General features: G+C 61.1%; 24 protein-coding genes and 1 tRNA gene. 11 read left to right on the forward strand and 14 right to left on the reverse strand.

Features of this window, described 5'->3' with window-relative positions; translation table 11 throughout:
• Positions 1-1,494, reverse strand: coding sequence for an FAD-linked oxidase C-terminal domain-containing protein (locus tag U1E20_RS07560; protein WP_409979983.1), 1,494 nt, complete (start codon positions 1,492-1,494; stop codon positions 1-3).
• Positions 1,495-1,745: 251 nt separating this feature from the next.
• On the opposite strand from U1E20_RS07560, the gene U1E20_RS07565 reads away from it, so the two are divergent.
• Together U1E20_RS07565 and U1E20_RS07570 are read left to right on the forward strand one after the other, a co-directional pair.
• Positions 1,746-2,120: a response regulator gene (locus U1E20_RS07565; protein WP_409979984.1), complete on the forward strand. Its 375-nt coding sequence runs from the start codon at positions 1,746-1,748 to the stop codon at positions 2,118-2,120.
• A gap of 123 nt (positions 2,121-2,243) precedes the next feature.
• Positions 2,244-2,319, forward strand: a tRNA-Ala gene (locus U1E20_RS07570).
• 161 nt (positions 2,320-2,480) lie between these two features.
• On the opposite strand, the gene U1E20_RS07575 is transcribed toward U1E20_RS07570, so the two are convergent.
• Positions 2,481-2,723, reverse strand: a complete 243-nt coding sequence (locus U1E20_RS07575) for a cold-shock protein (protein WP_409979985.1) — start codon at positions 2,721-2,723, stop codon at positions 2,481-2,483.
• Positions 2,724-3,036: 313 nt separating this feature from the next.
• On the opposite strand from U1E20_RS07575, the gene U1E20_RS07580 reads away from it, so the two are divergent.
• From U1E20_RS07580 to U1E20_RS07590, 3 genes are all read left to right on the forward strand, one after another.
• On the forward strand, positions 3,037-3,234 hold the full coding sequence (locus U1E20_RS07580) for a hypothetical protein (protein ID WP_409979986.1): 198 nt from the start codon (positions 3,037-3,039) through the stop codon (positions 3,232-3,234).
• 370 nt (positions 3,235-3,604) lie between these two features.
• Positions 3,605-3,745 carry a hypothetical protein gene (locus U1E20_RS07585; RefSeq protein WP_409979987.1) on the forward strand — a complete coding sequence of 47 codons (141 nt, stop codon included), beginning with the start codon at positions 3,605-3,607 and terminating at the stop codon, positions 3,743-3,745.
• 512 nt (positions 3,746-4,257) lie between these two features.
• Positions 4,258-5,094: a Hint domain-containing protein gene (locus tag U1E20_RS07590; protein WP_409979988.1), complete on the forward strand. Its 837-nt coding sequence runs from the start codon at positions 4,258-4,260 to the stop codon at positions 5,092-5,094.
• Between the two features lie 906 nt (positions 5,095-6,000).
• On the opposite strand, the gene U1E20_RS07595 is transcribed toward U1E20_RS07590, so the two are convergent.
• Positions 6,001-6,447: a hypothetical protein gene (locus tag U1E20_RS07595; protein WP_409979989.1), complete on the reverse strand. Its 447-nt coding sequence runs from the start codon at positions 6,445-6,447 to the stop codon at positions 6,001-6,003.
• Positions 6,448-6,606: 159 nt separating this feature from the next.
• On the opposite strand from U1E20_RS07595, the gene U1E20_RS07600 reads away from it, so the two are divergent.
• Entirely contained in the window at positions 6,607-6,906 is a 300-nt protein-coding gene (locus U1E20_RS07600) for a putative quinol monooxygenase (protein ID WP_409979990.1), read from the forward strand.
• Positions 6,907-7,129: 223 nt separating this feature from the next.
• Here the strand turns inward: U1E20_RS07600 and U1E20_RS07605 are convergent, their stop codons facing one another.
• Positions 7,130-7,333, reverse strand: a complete 204-nt coding sequence (locus U1E20_RS07605) for a hypothetical protein (protein ID WP_409979991.1) — start codon at positions 7,331-7,333, stop codon at positions 7,130-7,132.
• A 69-nt stretch (positions 7,334-7,402) separates the two neighbouring features.
• Here U1E20_RS07605 and U1E20_RS07610 point away from each other — a divergent pair, with 69 nt between their 5' ends.
• Complete coding sequence (locus U1E20_RS07610; RefSeq protein ID WP_409979992.1) at positions 7,403-7,897, forward strand: hypothetical protein; 495 nt, start codon at positions 7,403-7,405, stop codon at positions 7,895-7,897.
• Positions 7,898-8,306: 409 nt separating this feature from the next.
• Positions 8,307-9,347: a hypothetical protein gene (locus U1E20_RS07615; RefSeq protein WP_409979993.1), complete on the forward strand. Its 1,041-nt coding sequence runs from the start codon at positions 8,307-8,309 to the stop codon at positions 9,345-9,347.
• 3 nt (positions 9,348-9,350) lie between these two features.
• On the opposite strand, the gene dapE is transcribed toward U1E20_RS07615, so the two are convergent.
• The 3 genes from dapE to dapD are packed head-to-tail and all read right to left on the reverse strand — an operon-like array spanning position 9,351 to position 11,901.
• A complete protein-coding gene (gene dapE, locus U1E20_RS07620) occupies positions 9,351-10,520 on the reverse strand; it encodes a succinyl-diaminopimelate desuccinylase (protein ID WP_409979994.1) in 1,170 nt (389 codons plus the stop codon).
• A 50-nt stretch (positions 10,521-10,570) separates the two neighbouring features.
• On the reverse strand, positions 10,571-11,044 hold the full coding sequence (locus tag U1E20_RS07625; RefSeq protein WP_409979995.1) for a hypothetical protein: 474 nt from the start codon (positions 11,042-11,044) through the stop codon (positions 10,571-10,573).
• The gene (dapD, locus tag U1E20_RS07630) at positions 11,044-11,901 is read right to left on the reverse strand and encodes a 2,3,4,5-tetrahydropyridine-2,6-dicarboxylate N-succinyltransferase (protein ID WP_409979996.1); all 858 of its coding nucleotides are present in this window, start codon (positions 11,899-11,901) and stop codon (positions 11,044-11,046) included. Before dapD ends, U1E20_RS07625 begins: the two co-directional genes overlap by 1 nt.
• A 249-nt stretch (positions 11,902-12,150) precedes the next feature.
• Between dapD and U1E20_RS07635 the strand changes: the two genes are divergently transcribed.
• The 3 genes from U1E20_RS07635 to U1E20_RS07645 all read left to right on the forward strand — a co-directional run bounded on the left by U1E20_RS07635 (position 12,151) and on the right by U1E20_RS07645 (position 13,399).
• Complete coding sequence (locus U1E20_RS07635; RefSeq protein ID WP_409979997.1) at positions 12,151-12,393, forward strand: AbrB/MazE/SpoVT family DNA-binding domain-containing protein; 243 nt, start codon at positions 12,151-12,153, stop codon at positions 12,391-12,393.
• 131 nt (positions 12,394-12,524) lie between these two features.
• Complete coding sequence (gene mazF / locus U1E20_RS07640) at positions 12,525-12,893, forward strand: endoribonuclease MazF (RefSeq protein WP_409979998.1); 369 nt, start codon at positions 12,525-12,527, stop codon at positions 12,891-12,893.
• A 23-nt stretch (positions 12,894-12,916) separates the two neighbouring features.
• Positions 12,917-13,399: a DinB family protein gene (locus U1E20_RS07645; protein ID WP_409979999.1), complete on the forward strand. Its 483-nt coding sequence runs from the start codon at positions 12,917-12,919 to the stop codon at positions 13,397-13,399.
• Here the strand turns inward: U1E20_RS07645 and U1E20_RS07650 are convergent.
• The 7 genes from U1E20_RS07650 to rpmH all read right to left on the reverse strand — a co-directional run bounded on the left by U1E20_RS07650 (position 13,396) and on the right by rpmH (position 19,164).
• Positions 13,396-14,100 (reverse strand): pyrimidine 5'-nucleotidase, encoded by a 705-nt coding sequence (locus U1E20_RS07650; protein WP_409980000.1) that lies wholly within the window; start codon positions 14,098-14,100, stop codon positions 13,396-13,398. The genes U1E20_RS07645 and U1E20_RS07650 overlap by 4 nt on opposite strands.
• A gap of 115 nt (positions 14,101-14,215) precedes the next feature.
• The gene (locus tag U1E20_RS07655; protein WP_409980001.1) at positions 14,216-14,911 is read right to left on the reverse strand and encodes an NAD-dependent deacylase; all 696 of its coding nucleotides are present in this window, start codon (positions 14,909-14,911) and stop codon (positions 14,216-14,218) included.
• Positions 14,912-15,103: 192 nt separating this feature from the next.
• A complete protein-coding gene (gene argB / locus U1E20_RS07660; protein WP_409980002.1) occupies positions 15,104-15,970 on the reverse strand; it encodes an acetylglutamate kinase in 867 nt (288 codons plus the stop codon).
• Between the two features lie 71 nt (positions 15,971-16,041).
• Entirely contained in the window at positions 16,042-16,704 is a 663-nt protein-coding gene (yihA, locus tag U1E20_RS07665) for a ribosome biogenesis GTP-binding protein YihA/YsxC (RefSeq protein ID WP_409980003.1), read from the reverse strand.
• 78 nt (positions 16,705-16,782) lie between these two features.
• Positions 16,783-18,561, reverse strand: a complete 1,779-nt coding sequence (gene yidC, locus U1E20_RS07670; protein WP_409980004.1) for a membrane protein insertase YidC — start codon at positions 18,559-18,561, stop codon at positions 16,783-16,785.
• Between the two features lie 7 nt (positions 18,562-18,568).
• Entirely contained in the window at positions 18,569-18,997 is a 429-nt protein-coding gene (gene rnpA, locus U1E20_RS07675) for a ribonuclease P protein component (RefSeq protein ID WP_409980005.1), read from the reverse strand.
• Positions 18,998-19,029: 32 nt separating this feature from the next.
• A complete protein-coding gene (gene rpmH, locus U1E20_RS07680) occupies positions 19,030-19,164 on the reverse strand; it encodes a 50S ribosomal protein L34 (RefSeq protein ID WP_083858773.1) in 135 nt (44 codons plus the stop codon).
• Positions 19,165-19,425 lie beyond the last annotated feature (261 nt).

Below are 19,425 nucleotides of genomic sequence, written 5' to 3' on the forward strand. Positions count from 1 at the left end.
CTAAAATCTCGGCAGATCGGGAAACGGCGTCTTGCCGCCGGAGACATGCATCATCCCGAATTCGGAGCAACGATGCAGCGTCGGGAACACCTTGCCCGGATTGAGACGGCCTGCCGGATCAAAAGCGCATTTGAGCCGCATCTGCTGCGCAAGATCGACGTCGCTGAACATTTCGCCCATCAGGTCGCGCTTCTCGACGCCGACGCCATGCTCGCCGGTGAGAACGCCGCCGAGCGACACGCACAGCCGCAAAATGTCGAAGCCGAGTTTCTCCGCGCGTTCCACGTCGCCCGCTTTCGCCGCGTCATAGAGAATCAGCGGATGGAGATTGCCGTCGCCGGCGTGAAACACATTGGCGACGCTCAGCCCCTGCTCCTTGGCGAGCCGATCCATGCCGGCGAGCGCCTCGGGCAGCCGCGCCCTCGGTATCGTGCCGTCCATGCAAAGATAGTCCGGGGCGATGCAGCTCACCGCCGGGAAGGCGTTCTTGCGGCCGGCCCAGAACCGCAGCCGCTCCGCTTCGCTCGTCGACGCCCGTATCGTCGTCGCGCCTTCGTCGCGCGCGATATTTTCCGCCACCCCGACAAGATGGTCGACTTCCGCCTGCGTCCCGTCGAGTTCGACGATGACCAGCGCTTGCGCGTCGAGCGGATAGCCGCAAGGCTGAAAGCGCTCGACCGCATGGATCGTCGCTCTGTCCATCATCTCCAGCCCGCCGGGGATGATTCCGCGCGCAATGATCGCGCTAACGCAGCGCGCGCCCGCCGCAACGCTCGCAAAGCCGAGCAGCAGGCCGCGCGCGACCGGCGGCTTCTGCAAGAGCCGCACGGTCACTTCCGTGACGATTCCGAGCAGTCCTTCGGAGCCGGTCATCAGGCCGATCAGGTCATAGAACTCGCTGTCGAGATGCTTGCCGCCGAGCCTGATGAGATCTCCGCCCATCAGCACGACCTCGAGCCCGAGTATATTGTTGGTCGTCAGGCCGTATTTCAGGCAGTGAACGCCGCCGGCGTTCTCGGCGACATTGCCGCCGATCGAACAGGCGATCTGCGAGGAGGGATCCGGCGCATAATAGAAGCCCTGCGCTTCGACGGCTTTCGAGATCGCCAGATTCTGAACGCCGGGCTGGACGCGCGCGCAGCGGTTTTCATAGTCGATGTCGAGGATGCGATTGAACTTCGACATGCCGAGAAGAATGCCGTCCTCAAGCGGCATCGAGCCGCCGGAAAGCGACGTGCCGGCGCCCCGGGGCACGAGTTTGACATTCATTTCGGCGGCGAGCGCCATGACCGCGCGCACCTCTTCGACGCTCTCCGGCAGCGCGACGACGAGCGGGAGCGCGCGATACATGGTGAAGGCGTCGCATTCATAGGCGCGGCGCGAGACTTCGTCGACGATCAGGCTTTCGCGAGGGAGAATCGCGCCAAGCCGCGCGATCAGCTCATCGCGCCGCGACATGATCTCCGGCTCCGGCGCCGGCATGAGGAGAGTCATCGACCCGCGCCTCCGATGCGCGCGAGAGCGCCGCTGAACGCGCCAGCTTTCCGCCAAAGCATAGACTTTGCTAAGGCGCGCCGCGCCCCGCGTCCAACCCGTTTAGTTGAGGGCCGGACCCTGCGCAAGAGCGCCAAGAAGGTCCGCGGGAATCGCAAAATCACTAGAAATGCGCCGTTTTTTGGCGCTTTCCATTAATCCGCCTATGCTAAGCAATATTCCATCGCTCCCGGAAAGCGGGCCGAAAGGCAATGACCAAAACCATTCTGATCGTCGAAGACAATGAGCTCAATATGACGCTCTTCAACGATCTTCTCGAATCCAACGGCCATGCGACGCTCTGCGCGAAAAACGGCCGCGAAGCGATTTCCCTGGCGCGAAACCATAGGCCCGATCTCATCTTGATGGATATTCAGCTACCGGATATCAGCGGCCTCGACGTGACGCGCCTGCTCAAAGCGGATGACGATCTCAAATCCATTCCGGTCGTGGCGATCACCGCCTTCGCGATGAAGGGCGATGAGGAAAAAATCCTTCAGGGCGGCTGCGAAGCCTATCTGTCGAAACCAATCTCGGTGGCGAAGTTTCTCGAGACGGTGAACGCCTTTCTCGCGGAACGCTCCTGACCGACGATTTCGCCGTTATGGCAGCGCGTTCGACGGGCTTGCGGGCGACGCGCGGCTGAATTATACAGCGCACGACGGCAACGAGCCGGTCCGGACCTCCCCCAAGAGGCGACCGAATGGAATGGGGCCATAGCTCAGTTGGGAGAGCGCTTCAATGGCATTGAAGAGGTCGTCGGTTCGATTCCGTCTGGCTCCACCAATAAAATCAAATTCATAGACGGAAAAATCCGCGCGATCGCCGCCCTTGGCGAGATCATGTCGCCACCAGAGCGAAATCGCCCGGCGCCTTCCGACGATCGCCGATCTTCGCGCTGGCGTGCAGGACGCTCACGCAAGGCGCCTAAACCGCGCTTGCCGGCATTATGGAGTCGTGCCCTTCGAAGCGATCGGCGCGCCGCCGGGCTTCACCTTCTCGACCCATTCGGTCCCGCGACGGAGGTCGGCTGCGGTCTCGAAATAAACTTTCAAGCCTGGCGTGACGCCCTCAATTCTCGCGTGCTGAAGAACGTCAGAGTGAAAGAACACAGACGCTCCACCGCTGTCGGGACGCACAAATCCGAATCCGCGTTCTGGGCTGTAGTATTTGATCGTCCCGAGCTGCATTTCCTCATCCTTTTCGTTGTGCCGATCGTGCTTCCTCTGACCGGACAGTCATGGAGCCGTTCCTCGACAAGGACCGTGCTAGAGCACACACGGGCGTCCAGCATCTTCTGCCGAAAATGCGCGCCCGCGACGCGAAACTCATGCCGGATTGGCCGCCGTATTGAGCGCGCGGGGGTGATCGAATCCGGCCAATTCGCGGCTTCACCCACGCGAAAAAGCCCGCTCGTCGCCAGCCGGGCTGGAGTTTCGCGGTTGAAAGGATCGTCGCCGGCAGCCAGGCTATGATTGGCAGGATGATCACAGGAGGGACGACATGGCGAAAAAGAACCTGACCGACTACTTGCAAGAAAATCTTGCGGGAGCTCGCCGGAATCTGGCCTTGGCTGCAATCGATTTCTCGATTCCCGACGAGAAAATCCTCGAACTTCGAGAGTCAGTTCGTCGTGAAGCCGCAGACGTCCGACGCCTCAAAAAGAAAAAGGGCGTTCTGGGGTTTTTGGGGATCCGATAGTAGCAGCGACGAGCACCGCCGGCCGCCGCCCGCTTCCGAGATTCGGGCGCCTTCCCCTTGCGATGATCGTCGGTCTTCGCGCCCAGCGCGTTCAGGGCGCGCGCGTAAGGTGCCTAAATCGAGCTTGCCAGCATTATGGGTTCGTGCCTTTCGGAGCGATCGGCGCACCTGAGGGCTTCGTTTTCATCGAGCTGCCCAAGACGCGATGGCTCGTGCCTAGCTGTACGGATCCCGCACAGCTTGGTTGTAGCCCGTCCTATTCCAGCTCCCTCGCAAGAAATACCGTTTCACAATGGAGCGAAATCGCGTTCGCGTGGCACGCGGCGGGCGGCATAGCAAATTAAGTTCACCGCAGCTGAGAGTAGAGATTATGAAGGATTTCCTTTCTCGCTTCCCCAAGAACAAGAAGTCCGACATGACTTTAGTCGAATACGTCATGGTCGCCGCTTTGTTATTGCTCGCACTGAGGCTTGGCGCGCGGATCATCGCCGGTAAAGTGTGGGGCTATTAGCATCACTGCACGCAACCAACCGTAACCATTCGCAAACGCAAGCCCCCGCCTGTTCATCCGAGGATGCGTTGCAAGAATGGATCGTCTCGCCGAGGGTGAACAGATCGGGCGCCGGCGATGACGATCCGACGCTGATCGAACCGGCCGTCGCCGCCCGACATTTTGTCACCGGTCGCGGCGGACATAGTCCACATGAGCGCATCTCGTTGTGAGCGCCTCGTCAGGGCGCAGTGGTTCGGACGCCATCGGCGGAAGCGCCTCTTCGCAGCTGCTGCAGTCGAAAATCAATTAGCCGTCTGAATCTTGGCCCGCAGCGAATGGGCTGAAGTCGAGAGCCGCGCGGGGAAGAGGACACTTCGTTCCCCTTCTTTCAACTGCAAGCAATTGAACGAATACAGACGGCACACGGATTGACACGCAATATTTGGCTCGTCGCGTTTGTCCTTTTTAGAAGCACGCTTGCTTCAAAATGAGCCAAATGGAATGCTCCCTGATATCCGTTAGAGATCACCATGACTAATTCTGAAAAACATGAACCGGCGCTCAATCAAGTGGTGGGGCGCAGAATAATGATGCGCAACATCCTCGCGGCAGGCGCTATCATCGCAAATGCGGCCTGCACTCATGATGATGGTTCAACCTGCACTCATGATGATGGTTCAAATGGTTCAAATGGTGATTATGGTCACAATGGAAAATGCTTCCTGAAGGGCGCCAAAATTCGCACGGCTGATGGCGATCGCAAGGTCGAGGAGCTGGCGGCGGGCGATATGCTGCCGACTCTCTTTGGCGGAGTGCGGCCCATTCGATGGGTCGGGCGCTATTCCTACGGTAAGAGTGATCCCTCTAAGCCTTGGGCGAATGATGCGCGGCCGGTTCGCATCGCCCGTTCGGCCCTTGCGCCAAATGTCCCGAGCGCCGATCTCTTCGTTAGCAGCGGCCACGCCCTGTTCGTCGACGATGTGCTCGTGCCAGCGCGCGATCTGATTAATGGGATCACGATAACGCGTTACGCTGCAGAGGAATTCGACAAACTCGAATATTATCACATCAAGCTCGATGGCCACGATGTCATCTACGCTGAGGGCGCAGCATGTGAAACGTTGCTGGCAGTCCGTGAACACGCCAGCAATTTTGCCGAGTATGCATTTGCCTATAGCGAGTCGGAAACGTTAGACTCCCCTTGCGCGCCGCTCGTTTCCTATCACGGCAGACGCGGTCGATTGCGCTCGCGATTTCGTAGCGCAATTGCTCCTTGGTACGATCGTCGTGAAATGCTCGATATCATTCGTGACCGGTTGGAAGAGCGAGCCTTCGCTCTTTGCAAAGGGCGGAAGCGAGCGGCCTAAGACCATTCCCGCGCCGGGCGAGACGCCACCGTGGCGCGGCTAGGGCGGCGAGATCGCCCTTAACCTGGTCTCGCCGCCCGACACAGCAAAAAATACGCCCGCGCTTACATCCGGCGACGGGCGCTTGCGATAATGGATCATCACGTGCGCGGGCGCACTGCGCCATTAAGCGAGACGCGCGATGATCTGGTTGTTGCGAAAACGTTCAGCGTTTCGAAACGTCGGGGTCGGTGTCTGGGGGCGCCGGCCTCTTTTTTCGTCGCCAAATTCGCGCGCGGGCCTGCTATGCTTCCGCCATGCGGGGACGCTTCACGCAACATCTATCCTGGGAAGAGCTCCAACGCCTCGCCGACTTGATCGGGCAGCCGCGGAATCTCGCGCCGCGCTTCAACGTCGCCACGACGGCGCGGATCGAAGTCATCCAGCGGGCGGCGGGCGGTCATAAGCTTGCGCAGATGCGCTCATAGTTCCTGCGAAGCGAGGACGCGGCGTCCTGCGTCGAACAGCGAGGCAAATTTCGATTTGATGCAAAGCACCAAGAAGCGGCAGCGTCATAGCGCTCGCGGAGCGGCAGTTTCCGCCACTCGCGTTCCGCGTCTCGATCGCGATTATCCTGTCCGCGCCAACCCATGAGCGTTCTTAGGCGAGTTCCCCGAGCCACGGAAGAGGTGACGCCCCCGCCCTACGCACTACCGCTGTGCGTCCGCAAGAGCGGTGAATCCTAGATCGTTGAAGAAGCGAACGGGATCGAGCTCGCCTGTGCCTGCTTCGAGGATGAGCCGACCAGGCGGGCGCTCGTCAATCGCCTCTCAGGCGCGGACGCCAGGGCCGTAGCGCAGACGATCGCGCGGGCGATCTTGGACGCGGCGGAGCCCAGATAGGCCCGCGCTTACTCTGACGGGCTGGTCAATTTCGCGGGAGGGTGCGCTCGCGGATCACATGCATGATTTGCTCGATAGTGCCCTCTGCATCGTCCGCCCGCTGTTCCGACGCGGTTAACTCTCCGTCCTTGGAGTCGAGCTGTGATTGCAGCGCCTCGATCTCTTGACGCGCGCGCCCGAGGGTGGCGGACATTTGCTCGACTTGATCCTCGGCCAGGCGCAACATCGTCTCTGCACGCTCGGCCCGCAGCTCAGCGCGGGCCAAATCCTCCCTCACGGCGTCGGCGACCTCCTGGGCGCGCATTAGCGCATTGGCCGCCTGCTCCTCGAATGCTTTGATCGCCGCGGCTGTTTCTGACACAAGATTTAGCGCGGCAGCGACCTCGTCTGTCTGAGGGGCTGGCTGATCTGCCAAGTCCTCGTTTCCGCGGAGTGTTTCGTCCACCGCCTGGTCAAAATTTGGCGCAATCATTGACGGCTCCGACCGTTGACTGTTTAGGCTTACCGACCATCGTCAGACTATTGGTTCCATGACGGTTGCGCGACCCAAGAATCGTGCCATCGTGCAAAATGCATCGAAAGGTGCGAAAACTGACGACCAGGAGGCCATAGGTTTCAAGCGAGGTGCGCAATGGTGAAATTTGGCATCTTGGCGACGCTGGAAGCGAAGATCGGCAAGGAGCACGAGGTCGCAGCATTCTTGAATTCGGCATTGCCGCTCGTGGAAGCGGAGCCGGGAACTGTGTCGTGGTTCGCAATCAAGATGTCGTCGACCACTTTCGGCATTTTCGATGTCTTTCAAGACGAAGCCGGCAGAGACGCTCATCTTGCTGGGGAGGTCGCAAAGGCGCTTATGGCGAAGGCGCCGGAGCTTTTCTCGCAGCCGCCAAAAATCGAGAAAGTTGAAGTGCTGGCGTCAAAGCTGGGTTGACACGCAAATACGCCCCGCCGTTACATCCACGGGCGGGGCGTTCTGTTGCGGCGGAGCTGGGATTCGTCGCTCACAAGGATGTAGGGCTCAAAGCCGGCGCTTCTCGCGGTCGTTTGTCGCATGACGCCGCGCAGCTGAAATTTAGCCAGTTCGCCTCAACGACAACGCGGCGTAAGTCGTCGGTAATTCGGCGGGCGACGCCGCCCTGGCCGGGAAACGGACGCTATTTGGCGTGAGAACCGGCGGAGATCGCGTTAACCGCGAAGTTGACGAGAGCGTGAAATTGGAGCGCTTTTTCAGCCGGCATAATCACAATTGCGCCGATAAAGCCAATGGCGCCGGCCAAGAATGCTGTCACCACGAAGGAATTGAACGCTTCCGCGGCCTTGCGCGCCGCTCCCGCCTGACTTGGCTCGCCGCTCCGCAAGGGATGTATCTCGACAAAATCACTTGGAGACCTGCTCCCGTTGTCGCGCGATGAGTCGCCTGCCGGCGATTGAGCGTCGAGATCACGGATTTTATGTTCGGCGGCCGGTTCGTCCTGTTCGACTTTGCTGTAGGTGAATTCTGGCCCCGAATTCGCCTTCGAATAATCTTCTCGTTGCCGGACGGAACTATCTTCTTCGAAATATGGCGCGCCGTCGGTCGGCGTCCCTCTTTGGGATTGCGCCGTCGCCGCTTGAAACTTTTCTCTGATTTGACGCTCATGCTCCCGCTGCTCGAGCACAGCGAGACGTTGTTCGAGGAGCAGAAATCTGCGCTGCAGATTTACGACCGTCACGTCGCTCAATGGCTTTTCATCATTGTTTCGACGCTCCTGCCCGGGCGACGGCGGCGGCGCCAGTTTTTGCTCGCGTCGGCGGCGCTCTTCTTCCCTTTGCAAATAGGCGATCGGCGTCCAATCGCTGAGAGGCGTCCCGCTCATTTAGCCTCCTTCTTCCACGCCTTAGGCGCTTGGCGCATTGAGCCGCTGGTCGAACGAACAGTCTGACGACCCGAAAGCGATGCGCATAGAAAAATGTCAGCGCCTTGCTGATTTTACGGCGAGCTTGAGGCGTCAGCGACGAAACAAGAGATTACCTCACGGCCGGCAGTTTCGACGACCACTTCGTGAAAGCGATTGATAACTGAATTTGGGGGCGTCTCGAGAAGAAAGGCTTCAAAATTACAGCCACGAACGGCCCACGCCATCGAATGGCGTCATTTCGGAAACATGCCAGCGTCAACCTCCCGGCGCGGATGCAAAATAACTCTTTATTGTCGAACCGTTGCGCCAACGTTCACACTTGCCTATGATTTTGGCGACTTGAGCGAGTCGACGCGGATCGCGCGCGCCTCATCGACAGTGTAGTGATTGTAATTCAGTTATTTGACCGAGTTCCGGCCAAGGAGTGCTCAATATGGCTGAGCGCGCATCAATTCGTCGAATAATATCTTTCATTTCGGCCATCTCTTTGATCGCCCCCAGCCTTTCCGGCTGTATCATTCCGGAAGCCGCGCCCTTGCTGGGACACGAAAGAAAGAAGCGCATTCTTTACGACGTGATCCGGGGCGTGCAGTGCGAGATCAGAAGGTCGGTCAGGGCGCAGATCGACCGTGATCGGGCCGGCTGGTGGGGCGCGCGTAAGCTCGCATGGCTTGAGACCTGGAACGCGTTGATCGACTTGAATGTCAAAATCGACGATTCGATTACGTTCAGTCCGGGGGTTTCCCTTCTCACCCCCAATTTGCCCGATGCGGTTGTGTGGCTGGCGAACACCACGAGGCGCACTGTGCCGCAGTCATATAGGTTTAGCGTTGGCGGAAGCGTTCAATATAACCCCAGTCGAGAAGACATGGTCCAATTCGCCTATCCGTTCCAGCAGTTCCTGGACGAGAGAAAAGAACTTGTCGAACTGTCGGATGACCAACCATGTTATTCGATCGCCGGCGTCACCATCGAAGCGGATCTTAAGCTGAATGACTGGCTCGACGACGTCCTGGAGCCGGTAAAGAAATGCGCCTTTTTGGGATTTCCGCTCGATGTTGAGCAAGCGCAAAGAATGACGATGTTCGCTGGCGAAGCCGAACAGAGCGAAGCCTGCCGTAAGGCGGACTTTACAAAAATCCTTCTGGGAAATCCGATTTCAACCCTCACCCATCAAGTGCAATTCGCGCTCAGATTCGACGTCAACGCCACGCCCTCTTGGAGCCTCGTGCGCGTCTCGACCTCCACCGCGCCGCTGTTCGACGCGAGCAGAAAGGATACGAGCACCCTGCTGATCACCATCGGCCCGCCCTCCGGCAAAACGCAGCTGACGAAGATCGTCTATCCAAAAAACTCCAAGCGTGGCGGAGGCCCGCCGCCGATCACATCGTCCTTGTCGCTGCTGTCGCCCGAGATGCTCTTCACTCATCAAGCGTATGAAATTAGAGCTTTCGGGCTGTCGGGCATCCCATAGCGATCAGCAACGGAAATAGCGCTCCAGCACATTCAGATAGACGGCGCAAAGCTGGTCGACATCGGCGACGCGGACATTCTCATTGACCGCGTGGATCGTCTCATTGGTGAGGCCGAATTCCAAAACCGGACAATAATTGACGATGAAGCGCGCGTCGGACGTGCCGCCGGTCGTCGAGAGTTCGGGCGTCAGGCCCGTAACCTGCCGCACCGCCTCGACCACAAGTTCGGTGAAAGGGCCGGGCTTGGTGATGAAGGAGTGGGCGTTCGACGGCGGAAATTCGACCTCGACATTGGCGCTCGGCGCTGCCGCCTTGATCACCTGCAGAATGCGTTCCTTCAACGTGTCATGTGTCCATGAATCATTGAAGCGGACGTTGAATTCGGCGCGCGCCTCGCCGGGAATAACATTGACCGCCTTGTTGCCGATGTCGATGGTGGAAAATTCGAGATTGGAGCGCTCGAAATGGGTGGTGCCCCTGTCGAGTTCATGCCCCGACAGCGCGGCGACGATATGCGCGATGATCGGCGCCGGATTTTCGGCGCGATGCGGATAGGCGACATGGCCCTGCTGACCCATGACGCGAATCCGCCCGTTGAGCGAGCCGCGCCGGCCGATCTTGATCATGTCGCCGAGGGTCGAGACATTGCTCGGCTCGCCGACGATGCAATGATCGAAACGCTCGCCGCGCATGCGCGCCCATTCGAGGAGCTTCGCCGTGCCGTTGATCGACGGGCCTTCCTCGTCGCCGGTGATGAGCAGCGACAGCGTCCCCCAAGATTTATCATTCCGCGGGCCATGCCCCTCGACGTAACGAATCGCCGCCGCGACGAAGGCGGCGATGGCGCCCTTCATATCCGATGCGCCGCGGCCGTAGACGCGGCCGTCCGAGACTTCAGCGGAGAAGGGATCGAAGCGCCAACGCGCGGGATCGCCGGGCGGCACGACGTCGGTATGGCCGGCGAAGGAAAGATGCGGCGCGCCAGCGCCGATCTTGGCGAAGAGATTGTCGATGTCCGCCGTGCCCGGCGCGGAGAAGGTGACGCGATGCGTCTCGAAGCCGGCGGCTTTCAGCGCCTTCTCGACGACATCGAGCGCGCCGGCGTCGGCCGGCGTGACGGATGGACAGCGGATAAGCTCGCGGGTGAGCGCGACGGCGGGGGACTCCGGCATTGTCATTTCGCTTCGTTCAGCTCGAGCAATTCAGGCGGACGCAATGCGCATTATGAGCGAGGTTCCTCCCGCCAGCCCAGTTCATAGACAGTCCAGAGTGCGGCGGCGACGAAGATTGCGTCGATGCCCCAGACATACCAGCGCGACATGATCTCGGCGGCGCGCGGCTGCCAAAAATGCGCGGCGCCGGCGATGAGCGCCAGGAGCGGCGCAAGGCTCGCGAGGCCAAGCGGCGGCGTGAGGCCGCGGTCGCGACAGCGCTTGGCCGAAAGATTGATGAAGCTCACTACGCAGAGCATGACCGCGAAGGCGAAAAAAATCACATAGGCGTAGGCAAGAATGGTCATCGGCGCGAAGAAGGGCGTCGTCGCCAGATCATGGGCCGAATACGGCTGAAGCGCGAACCAGATCAGCGTCAGGGGAAGAATAACCGCGAGAAGCGCGCCAGCGCCGCGCCGCCAGGTCGCGCGATCGATGCGGCCCTGTTCGGTCCGATAGAGAAAGCGCAGGCGCTCCGCGTCCATCAATCCCTCAGGAGCTCGTTGATGCCGGTCTTGCTGCGCGTCTGCGCGTCGACGGTCTTGACAATCACCGCGCAATAGAGCGACGGGCCCGGCGCGCCGTCCGGCAAGGGCTTGCCGGGCAAGCTCCCCGAAACCACCACCGAATAGGGCGGCACATAGCCGACATGGATCTTGCCTGTCGCTCGGTCGATGATTTTCGTCGAGGCGCCGATGAAGACGCCCATCGACAGCACCGAGCCCTTGCCGACGACGACGCCTTCGACGACCTCCGAGCGCGCGCCGATGAAACAATCGTCTTCGATGATGGTCGGGTTCGCCTGCAAAGGCTCCAGCACCCCGCCAATGCCGACTCCGCCGGAAAGATGCACATTCTTGCCGATCTGCGCGCAGGAGCCGACGGTGACCCAGGTGTCGACCATCGTGCCGCTGTCGACATAGGCGCCGAGATTGACGAAGGAGGGCATCAGGATCGCGCCGGGCGCGACATAGGCCGAATGGCGCACGATCGCGCCGGGCACTGAGCGAAAGCCCGCCGACGTATGCTCGCCCGCGCCCCAGCCGACGAATTTGGAAGGGACCTTGTCCCACCAGGTCGCGCCGCCCGGCCCGCCAGCGATCACCGCCATTTCGTTCAGGCGGAAGGACAGCAGCACCGCTTTTTTGAGCCACTGATTGACCTTCCAGCTTTCCGGACCGTCCTGCCCTTCGATCTTCTCGGCGACGCGCAGCTTGCCGGCGTCCAGGAGCCGCAGGGCCCCGTCGACGGCGCGGCGAATGTCGCCCTGGGTCTCGGCGGTGATATTGGCGCGATCCTCGAAAGCGGCGGTGATGAGCGTCTCAAGTCCGGTGTGCGGCATGAAATTCCCGAAATGATGCGGTGGAGGCTGGCGCGGTTGTAGGAGTCTGGCGAAGGGAGTCAACAAGGGGCGCGGAATCGGCCAGCAGAGCGGCGTTGACGCGCCGAACGACGCGCCCTATGTTTCTACGATGTAGATACACCCGCCGTCATTGCGAGGCGCGCAGCGACAAAGCAATCCAGAGTCACGGGGCGGATTCTGGATTGCTTCGCTTGGCTCGCAATGACGACCTCCTAATTGGAGAGCGTTATGCGCGCGACCGTGAAGAAATGGGGAAACTCGGCCGCCGTGCGCCTGCCGGCTGCGGTGATGGAGGAAGCGCGGCTTGAAATCGACCAGCCGGTCGACGTTCGGGTTGAACAAGGGCGTGTGGTGATCGAGCCGCTGGCGCCGCCGGAGTTCACGCTCGACGCGCTGCTCGCCGGCGTCACGCGCGACAATCTGCATGAGGAGGAAGACTTCGGCGCGCCCGTCGGCCGCGAGGCTCTTTAGTTGATGGATGACGCGAAACCGCGCATGTCATTTCCGACAGGCCGAAGGCCTGATCAGGAATCCAGTGCAACCGCAAGCTTTCTAAATATTGCTCTGGATTCCCGATCGCGCTTGCGCGCGTCGGGAATGACATGCACGAAATGGACATTGAAATGGCTTACATCCCCGAGCGCGGCGACATCGTCTGGTTCAGTTTCGATCCGCAGGCGGCACATGAACAAAAGGGCCATCGCCCGGCGCTGGTGCTCAGTCCCAAGGCCTATAATGGCAAGACCGGGCTGATGCTCGCCTGCCCGATGACGACGAAGATCAAGGGCTATCCGTTCGAAGTTGCGCTCGCGGACGCGAAGCCTTCAGCCGCTTTGGCCGATCAGGTGAAGAGCCTCGACTGGCGCGCGCGCAAGGCGAAGAAGAAAGGCGCCGCGACGAAGGCGGAAGTGGCGCAGGCTTTGGCGAAAGCCGCTGCGTTGCTGCTTTCAGGAGGCAAGACAATCACATGACCTGTTCGACATTTGTGAGAACCATGGCGCGCTACAATCGCTGGCAGAACGCCAGCCTCTACGCCGCAGCCGATAGTTTGTCGAATGATGAGCGGCGCAAGGACCGCGGCGCTTTCTTCAAATCAATTCATGCGACCCTCAGCCATTTGCTTTGGGCGGATCATATGTGGCTGAGCCGCATTTCCGATGCGCAGCCGCCCTCAACACAGCTTGAGGAATCGAGTTCATATCGTGACGACTGGACGACATTGAAACAGGACAGAATGACTTGTGACGAACGGCTGATCATCTGGGCCGACGGCGTGACTGACGAGTGGCTCACGGGCGATCTCATCTGGCGCTCGAGGATCATCAATGCAGAACTCGCACGGCCGAAATGGTTTGTCGTCAGCCATATTTTCAACCACCAAACTCACCACAGGGGCCAAGTCCATGCGATGCTGACCGCCGCAGGCGTCAGGCCGCAAGACACCGATTTGATGCTGATGGAGCCATTTTCGGCTTAAGCGCCGCTCAACCCCTCCAAAAACTCGACGAGATCATCGGTGACAAAATCCACATGCGGTTCGTCGCCGGTGGCGATTTCCCATTCTTCCCGCTCCGGACCTTCGTCATGGGACGGCAGCACCAGCACCGTCGTCATGCCGCGCTTATGCGGCACCACGAGATTGCGGTCGATATCCTCGAAAATCGCGGCGCGTTTGGGCTCGATCTTCAGCTTTTCGAAAAAGCGCATATAGGCGCCTTCATCGGGCTTGGCGATGAATTCGGCGGCGATGATGTCGAAAATATCCTCAAAGACATGATCGATGCCGAGCTGCTTCGCGGTTTCGATCGCATGATGACGCGAGCCATTGGTGAGGATCAGCTTGCGTCCGGGGAGCGCCGCGATCGCCTCGGCGAGCGAATGATTATGCGCCAGCGACGAACGGTCGATATCGTGCACATAGGAAAGATAGGCTTCGGCATCGATGTTATGCTCGGTCATCAGCCCGCGCAGCGTCGTGCCATATTGGCGGTAGTAGTGCTTCTGCAAGGCCCGCAGCGAAATCGCATCGAGGCCGAAGAGCCGCATCATGAACAAAGTGATGCGCGCGTCGATCTTCGGCCAGAGATCGGCGGTCTGCGGATAAAGCGTATTGTCGAGATCGAACACCCATGTGTCGATCTCGGCGAAGCGCGATTTCCGTGGCAAGTCTTTCGTCATCGTATCGATCGCCGCATGTCATTCCCGCCAAAGCGGGAATCCAGAGCAACGCCAAAGATCGCTGTGGTCGCTCTGGATTCCCGATCGCGCTTCGCGCCTCGGGAATGACGCCAATTCATCGCGCCAGTATCTCCTCCACCCATGAAGGCACGATTTCGCTCGCTGCACCATAGCGCCTGTCGTCGAATTCCTCGGCATTGCCCGACGGCTCGAGATTGAGCTCGCAGCAGCGCCGGCCCCTCGCCCGCGCCGCGCGCACGAAGCCAGCCGCGGGATAGACAGCGCCCGACGTGCCGATGGCGACGAAGATTTCCGCCGCCGCCAGCGCTTCATAAATCTCGTCCGTATCGAGCGGCGTTTCGCCGAACCAGACGACATGCGGGCGCAGCGCGCCGCCGCAGCCGCAGCGTGAGTCGACGGAAAGATCGTCGCGGCAGTCGCGCACGGCGCCGCATGACGCGCAACGCGCCTTCAGCAATTCGCCATGCATGTGAATGACGTTCTTTGAACCGGCGCGCTCATGCAGATCGTCGATATTCTGCGTCACGAGCGTGAATGCGCCGCCGCGCCGTGCGAGTTCCGCTTCGAGCCGCGCCAGCGCGACATGCGCGGCGTTTGGCGAAGCGGCGATGAGATTGCGTCGCCGCGTATTGTAGAAGTCATGCACCAGCGCCGGGTCATGCGCGAAGGCTTCCGGCGTTGCAAGCCGTATCGGATTGTAGCGCTTCCACAACGCCGCGCCCGGCCCGCGAAAGACGCCGAGGCCGCTTTCGGCGGAGACGCCGGCGCCGGTGAGGATGAAGAGGTTCATCGACCATGTCCCGTCATGCCCGCGCTTGTCGCGGGCATCCACGCCAGGACATTGCAATCGGCTGGAACGTCAAGCTCGATCGTGCGGCAACTCCTTCGTCAGCGCGCGGCGTTCCGGCGTGGATGGCCGGGACAAGCCCGGATGGCCGGGACAAGCCCGGCCATGACGCGCTGCAAGAACGCACAAGCTCCTTCACCTTGTAATCAGCGTGCCCGCGCCATGGTCGGTGAGCAGTTCGATCAGCACGGCGTGCGGCAGCTTGCCGTCGAGAATAACGACGCCCTCGACGCCGCGCTCGATCGCATACATGCAGGTCTCGACCTTGGGGATCATGCCGCCGGTGATCACGCCTTCGGCGATGAGCTCGGGAATATCGTCGACTTTCAGCTCCTCGATGATGTTCTTGTCCTTGTCGAGCACGCCAGGCACGTCGGTCAGAAAGATGAGGCGCTTGGCGTGAAGCGCGCCGGCGATCGCGCCGGCGAAAGTGTCGGCGTTGACATTGTAGCTCGCGCCGTCGGGGCCTTGCGCCACGGGCGCCAGAACCGGGATGAGTTCGCGGCCGAGCACCTGATCGAGCACGGTGGTGTCGACCTTGTCAGGCTCGCCGACATAGCCGAGATCGACGCCATCGGGCCGCTCCAGCTTCTTGGCGGTGACCATGCGCCCGTCCTTGCCGGTAAGGCCGATGGCGCGGCCGCCCTCGGAGTTGATGAAGCCGACGATCTGCTTGTTGATGGCGCCGGCGAGCACCATTTCGACGACATCCATCGTCTCGTCATCGGTTATGCGCAGCCCGTCGGCGAAGCGCGACTCGACGCCGAGCCGCTTCAGCATCGCGCCGATCTGCGGTCCGCCGCCATGCACCACGACGGGATTGACGCCGGATTGTTCGAGCAGGACCATGTCGCGCGAGAAATCGCGCGCCACCTGATCGTCGCCCATGGCGTGGCCGCCATATTTCACCACGACGATGGCGTCGTCATAGCGCAGCATATGGGGCAGCGCCTGCATCAGAATGCGGGCCTGCTGGAGCGCGGTGTCGGCGGCGTCGGTCATCGTGGAGCCTCGCGGGGCGCTGCCCTCTTCCAGGGTTGACGGGCCCAACTAGCCCGCCGCGCCCGTCGTATTCAAGCGTTTCGTTCGGCGATGAGCTTTGCGATCGCCGCGCGCAATTCGGCGATTCCTTCGCCCTTGAGCGCCGATGTGAAAATCACCTCGGGATAGGCCGCCGGCCGTTTCTCCATCGCCTTCGTCGTCGCGGCGAGCACCTCGTCGCGCTCGGCATTCTTCAATTCGTCATGCTTGGTCAGAACGACCTGATAGGAGACGGCGGACTGATCGAGGAGATCGAACATTTCCTCGTCGAGGGGCTTCACGCCGCGCCGCCCGTCGACGAGCACGAAGACGCGGTCAAGACTCGCCCTGCCCTTAAGATAATCGCGCATCAACTGCGACCAGTTCGCGACCTTCTCCTTGCCGACGGCCGCGTAGCCATAGCCCGGCATATCGACGAGGCGCAGGCGTTCCGCGCCGGGCGCGCCGCCGAGCGCGAAGAAATTGAGCTGCTGCGTGCGGCCCGGCGTGTTGGAGACTCGCGCCAGCGTCTTGCGATTGGTCAGCGCGTTGAGCAGCGAGGATTTGCCGACATTTGAGCGCCCGGCGAAGGCGACCTCCGACGGGCCGATCGGCGGAAGATCGTTCGCCTTGGCGCTCGCAAAGATGAAGTCGCAAGGGCCGGCAAAGAGAAGGCGGCCCTGCTCCGCGAAATCTGTCTCCGCTGCTTCGTGCATGAGATCAGCAATCGGCAGTGGGCAATCGGCAGTCGGATTGTTGTCTACTGCCGACTGCCTAAGCCCGACTGCCGTCCCTTAAGCGCGCTGAAACGTCTTGCGCAGATTGTCCCAGAACTCGAACTTCACGCCGGCGCGCTTCATGATGACGCCCTGCTGGACGATCGACAGGAGGTTGTTCCAAGTCCAGTAGATCAGCAGACCCGAGGCGAAGCCGCCCATGGTGAAGGTGAAGATCACCGGCATCCAGGCGAACATGGTTTTTTGAATTTCGTCGGCGGGCTCCGGATTCATCTTCATCTGCAGCCACATCGAGACGCCCATCAAGAGCGGCCAGACGCCGAGCGCGAGATAGGGGCCGAAAATCGCGATGTGGGTCGGATCGATCGGCAGCAGGCCGAACAGATTGAAGACATTGGTCGGATCGGGCGCCGACAGATCCTTGATCCAGCCGAAGAAGGGCGCGTGACGCATTTCGATGGTCACGACCAGAACCTTGTAGAGCGAGAAGAACACCGGAATCTGCACGATCACCGGCAGACAGCCGCTCGCGGGATTGATCTTCTCCCGCTTGTAAAGCTCCATCTGCTCCATGTTGAATTTGTGCTTGTCGTCGCCGTATTTTTCTTTCAGCTCTTTGATCTTTGGCTGAATCGCCTTCATCTTGGCGATCGATTGGTAGCTCTTGTTGGCGAGCGGCAGGAAGGCGAGCTTGACGATCACCGTCACCGCCAGAATGGCCAGACCGAAATTGCCGAGGACCTTGTAGAGGAAGTCGATCAAGCGAAACATTGGCCGGGTGATGAAGTAGAACCATCCCCAGTCGATCAGCAGATCGAAGCGCTTGAGGCCGGGATTGTCCTTATAGGCGTCGAGCACGTCGACGACCTTGGCGCCGGCGAAGACATAGGTCGTCGCCTGCCCCGATTTCCCAGGCTCGACCGTGGCGGGGTCGCTGACCGTATCCGCCTGATAGGTTTTCACCGCGCCGCCCATCGCGGCGTAGCGCGCCTCCATCGGCGCATTTTGATTGGGCGCGACGACGGCGGCCCAATATTTGTCTGTCAATCCAACCCAGCCGCCGACGCCTTTGAACGTCTTGGCCGCATTGTCTTCCTTCTCGATCTTGTCGTAGGTGACTTCCTGTCCGGCGTCGCCGACGACGCCGACGAAGCCCTCATGCAGGGCGGCGTAGCCCGCCGACGGCGGATGGCCGACGCGATTCACCCGCGCGTAATTATAGAGGGCGATCGCCTTACCCGTCTTGTTTTCGACACTGTCGTTGACCGTGAAAAGATATTCATCGTCAACGGCAATGACGCGCTTGAAAACAAGGCCCTGGCCATTGTCCCAGGTGAGCGTCACAGGCTTCGCTGCGGTCAGAACTTCGGAATCGGCGGTCCACAGCGTCTCGGTGGTCGGCAGAACCGGCGCATTTTCGGTTTCGGCGGTCAGATAGCCGAGCTCGGCGTAATAGGCGCCGGGCGCATCCTCGGGCGACAGCAGCGTGATGATCGGGCTCGAGGGGTCGACCGTCTCGTGATAAGTTTTCAACGAGACGTCGTCGATCCGCGCGCCTTTCAGGGCGATCGAGCCGGAAATCGACCGTGTGTCGATGGCGATGCGCGGGCTGAGCGCCAGGGCTTCGGCGCGGGTCTTAGTCGCGGCCTTCGCAGGCGCCGCCGTCACCCGCTGCTCGGGCGCGCCAAGCTTTGGAACCTGCGCGAGACGCGCCTGCTCAGTCTGAGCCCGGCGCTGCTTATCCATCTCCGGGAAGGCGTAGAAATAATCCCACAGGCCGATGAAGATCAGCGACACGGCCGCGGCGAGGAGCATATTTTTGGTGTTGTCGTTCATGGCCGCGTCAGCCTGTCTTCCTGTTTGCGTCTTGGACTTTGCGCCTTGGATGCGCCGCGCCGCGATCGTGCAATCTGGCGAGTCCTTCGGTCATCTGCGTGAGAAGTTCGGGAAACGGCGCTGAGAGGGCTGCGCGCCGCGCGACAAAGACGTAATCGCGTCCGGGCTTCGCGCCAAGGGCGCCGCCGAGCCGCAGGGCCTCGCGAAGCCTGCGGCGGATGCGGTTGCGCTCCACCGCCCCGGCGACCTTCCGCGTGACGGTCAGGCCGAAGCGGGCCGGCGCATTTGAGTCCGCAGGCTCCCGGGACGCCATCTGCACCGTGAAGGCTGGCAGGGCGACGCGCGCGCCGCCCGACGCCCGCACAAAATCGCCGCGCCGGCGCAAAACCTCCGGGCGCGGGGATTTCTCACCTTCGGCGGGGACTTGCGCCTTCATGCAGCCATCCGCCTCGCCCGCGCAGCGCCGGATCAGGCCGACAGGCGCTTGCGCCCACGTGCGCGCCGCGCGGCGATGACGTTGCGGCCGCCGACCGTGGCCATGCGGGCGCGAAAGCCGTGACGCCGCTTGCGCACGATCTTGCTGGGCTGGAATGTCCGTTTCACCGTTCTTCTCCGCTGGCGAAAGGGACGTCATGGCCCGCTCCCGCGCTCGACTTGCCGATCGCCCCCGGCGGCTCGCCGCAGACGGCTTGAAAATGGTTCGGCGCCTGCGACGCCGCACGGTCGTCACAAAACATTCGCCGCCCCTTTTGGAGCGGCGCCGATCGCAGGCATATAGGAGAAAGCGCGCGTTCAAGTCAATGTTGGCCCCGGCCGTTTTGCGTCCGGAGGCGCGTAAAACGGCCGGACCGCGGTCGCAGATGA

The organism is Methylocystis sp., assembly GCF_046349115.1.
Classification (GTDB): domain Bacteria; phylum Pseudomonadota; class Alphaproteobacteria; order Rhizobiales; family Beijerinckiaceae; genus Methylocystis.

What these genes read in the sequence shown, in the direction of transcription:
- U1E20_RS07560 (WP_409979983.1), bottom strand. Translation starts at nt 1,494, where the DNA reads ATGACTCTCCTCATGCCGGCGCCGGAGCCGGAGATCATGTCGCGGCGC.
- U1E20_RS07565 (WP_409979984.1), top strand. Translation starts at nt 1,746, where the DNA reads ATGACCAAAACCATTCTGATCGTCGAAGACAATGAGCTCAATATGACG.
- U1E20_RS07575 (WP_409979985.1), bottom strand. Translation starts at nt 2,723, where the DNA reads ATGCAGCTCGGGACGATCAAATACTACAGCCCAGAACGCGGATTCGGA.
- U1E20_RS07580 (WP_409979986.1), top strand. Translation starts at nt 3,037, where the DNA reads ATGGCGAAAAAGAACCTGACCGACTACTTGCAAGAAAATCTTGCGGGA.
- U1E20_RS07585 (WP_409979987.1), top strand. Translation starts at nt 3,605, where the DNA reads ATGAAGGATTTCCTTTCTCGCTTCCCCAAGAACAAGAAGTCCGACATG.
- U1E20_RS07590 (WP_409979988.1), top strand. Translation starts at nt 4,258, where the DNA reads ATGACTAATTCTGAAAAACATGAACCGGCGCTCAATCAAGTGGTGGGG.
- U1E20_RS07595 (WP_409979989.1), bottom strand. Translation starts at nt 6,447, where the DNA reads ATGATTGCGCCAAATTTTGACCAGGCGGTGGACGAAACACTCCGCGGA.
- U1E20_RS07600 (WP_409979990.1), top strand. Translation starts at nt 6,607, where the DNA reads ATGGTGAAATTTGGCATCTTGGCGACGCTGGAAGCGAAGATCGGCAAG.
- U1E20_RS07615 (WP_409979993.1), top strand. Translation starts at nt 8,307, where the DNA reads ATGGCTGAGCGCGCATCAATTCGTCGAATAATATCTTTCATTTCGGCC.
- dapE (WP_409979994.1), bottom strand. Translation starts at nt 10,520, where the DNA reads ATGCCGGAGTCCCCCGCCGTCGCGCTCACCCGCGAGCTTATCCGCTGT.
- U1E20_RS07625 (WP_409979995.1), bottom strand. Translation starts at nt 11,044, where the DNA reads ATGGACGCGGAGCGCCTGCGCTTTCTCTATCGGACCGAACAGGGCCGC.
- dapD (WP_409979996.1), bottom strand. Translation starts at nt 11,901, where the DNA reads ATGCCGCACACCGGACTTGAGACGCTCATCACCGCCGCTTTCGAGGAT.
- U1E20_RS07635 (WP_409979997.1), top strand. Translation starts at nt 12,151, where the DNA reads ATGCGCGCGACCGTGAAGAAATGGGGAAACTCGGCCGCCGTGCGCCTG.
- mazF (WP_409979998.1), top strand. Translation starts at nt 12,525, where the DNA reads ATGCACGAAATGGACATTGAAATGGCTTACATCCCCGAGCGCGGCGAC.
- U1E20_RS07645 (WP_409979999.1), top strand. Translation starts at nt 12,917, where the DNA reads ATGGCGCGCTACAATCGCTGGCAGAACGCCAGCCTCTACGCCGCAGCC.
- U1E20_RS07650 (WP_409980000.1), bottom strand. Translation starts at nt 14,100, where the DNA reads ATGACGAAAGACTTGCCACGGAAATCGCGCTTCGCCGAGATCGACACA.
- U1E20_RS07655 (WP_409980001.1), bottom strand. Translation starts at nt 14,911, where the DNA reads ATGAACCTCTTCATCCTCACCGGCGCCGGCGTCTCCGCCGAAAGCGGC.
- argB (WP_409980002.1), bottom strand. Translation starts at nt 15,970, where the DNA reads ATGACCGACGCCGCCGACACCGCGCTCCAGCAGGCCCGCATTCTGATG.
- yihA (WP_409980003.1), bottom strand. Translation starts at nt 16,704, where the DNA reads ATGCACGAAGCAGCGGAGACAGATTTCGCGGAGCAGGGCCGCCTTCTC.
- yidC (WP_409980004.1), bottom strand. Translation starts at nt 18,561, where the DNA reads ATGAACGACAACACCAAAAATATGCTCCTCGCCGCGGCCGTGTCGCTG.
- rnpA (WP_409980005.1), bottom strand. Translation starts at nt 18,997, where the DNA reads ATGAAGGCGCAAGTCCCCGCCGAAGGTGAGAAATCCCCGCGCCCGGAG.